Origin of the sequence: Microbacterium sp. NPDC058345 (genome assembly GCF_042723855.1) — a bacterium.
GTDB lineage: Bacteria > Actinomycetota > Actinomycetes > Actinomycetales > Microbacteriaceae > Microbacterium.
The window spans coordinates 1-1,575 of the sequence record NZ_JBHXIG010000005.1 but is presented as its reverse complement, the minus strand read 5'-3'; the positions used below and the strand labels follow the sequence as shown (position 1 = coordinate 1,575).

The following is a 1,575-nucleotide window of genomic DNA, read 5'->3' as shown; positions in this document are numbered from 1 at the left end:
CTCTGTCGGCCCGAAGACCGCAGTGCTCCTTAGAAAGGAGGTGATCCAGCCGCACCTTCCGGTACGGCTACCTTGTTACGACTTAGTCCTAATTACCAATCCCACCTTCGACGGCTCCCTCCACAAGGGTTAGGCCACCGGCTTCAGGTGTTACCGACTTTCATGACTTGACGGGCGGTGTGTACAAGACCCGGGAACGTATTCACCGCAGCGTTGCTGATCTGCGATTACTAGCGACTCCGACTTCATGAGGTCGAGTTGCAGACCTCAATCCGAACTGGGACCGGCTTTTTGGGATTCGCTCCACCTTACGGTATCGCAGCCCATTGTACCGGCCATTGTAGCATGCGTGAAGCCCAAGACATAAGGGGCATGATGATTTGACGTCATCCCCACCTTCCTCCGAGTTGACCCCGGCAGTATCCCATGAGTTCCCACCATTACGTGCTGGCAACATAGAACGAGGGTTGCGCTCGTTGCGGGACTTAACCCAACATCTCACGACACGAGCTGACGACAACCATGCACCACCTGTTCACGAGTGTCCAAAGAGTTGACCATTTCTGGCCCGTTCTCGTGTATGTCAAGCCTTGGTAAGGTTCTTCGCGTTGCATCGAATTAATCCGCATGCTCCGCCGCTTGTGCGGGTCCCCGTCAATTCCTTTGAGTTTTAGCCTTGCGGCCGTACTCCCCAGGCGGGGAACTTAATGCGTTAGCTGCGTCACGGAATCCGTGGAAAGGACCCCACAACTAGTTCCCAACGTTTACGGGGTGGACTACCAGGGTATCTAAGCCTGTTTGCTCCCCACCCTTTCGCTCCTCAGCGTCAGTTACGGCCCAGAGATCTGCCTTCGCCATCGGTGTTCCTCCTGATATCTGCGCATTCCACCGCTACACCAGGAATTCCAATCTCCCCTACCGCACTCTAGTCTGCCCGTACCCACTGCAAGCCCGAGGTTGAGCCTCGGGATTTCACAGCAGACGCGACAGACCGCCTACGAGCTCTTTACGCCCAATAATTCCGGATAACGCTTGCACCCTACGTATTACCGCGGCTGCTGGCACGTAGTTAGCCGGTGCTTTTTCTGCAGGTACCGTCACTCTCGCTTCTTCCCTGCTAAAAGAGGTTTACAACCCGAAGGCCGTCATCCCTCACGCGGCGTTGCTGCATCAGGCTTCCGCCCATTGTGCAATATTCCCCACTGCTGCCTCCCGTAGGAGTCTGGGCCGTGTCTCAGTCCCAGTGTGGCCGGTCACCCTCTCAGGCCGGCTACCCGTCGACGCCTTGGTGAGCCATTACCTCACCAACAAGCTGATAGGCCGCGAGCCCATCCCCAACCGAAAAATCTTTCCACCCGCACACCATGCGGTGACGGGACATATCCAGTATTAGACGCCGTTTCCAGCGCTTATCCCAGAGTCAGGGGCAGGTTGCTCACGTGTTACTCACCCGTTCGCCACTAATCCCCGAGTGCAAGCACCCGGTTCATCGTTCGACTTGCATGTGTTAAGCACGCCGCCAGCGTTCATCCTGAGCCAGGATCAAACTCTCCGTAAAAAAGAAATGCATACACC

General features: G+C 56.1%; 1 rRNA gene. It reads right to left on the bottom strand.

Annotated features, from left to right (window positions below):
• Positions 1-33 precede the first annotated feature (33 nt).
• Positions 34-1,558 (bottom strand): 16S ribosomal RNA (locus ACFWH5_RS15425).
• Positions 1,559-1,575: the final 17 nt, after the last annotated feature.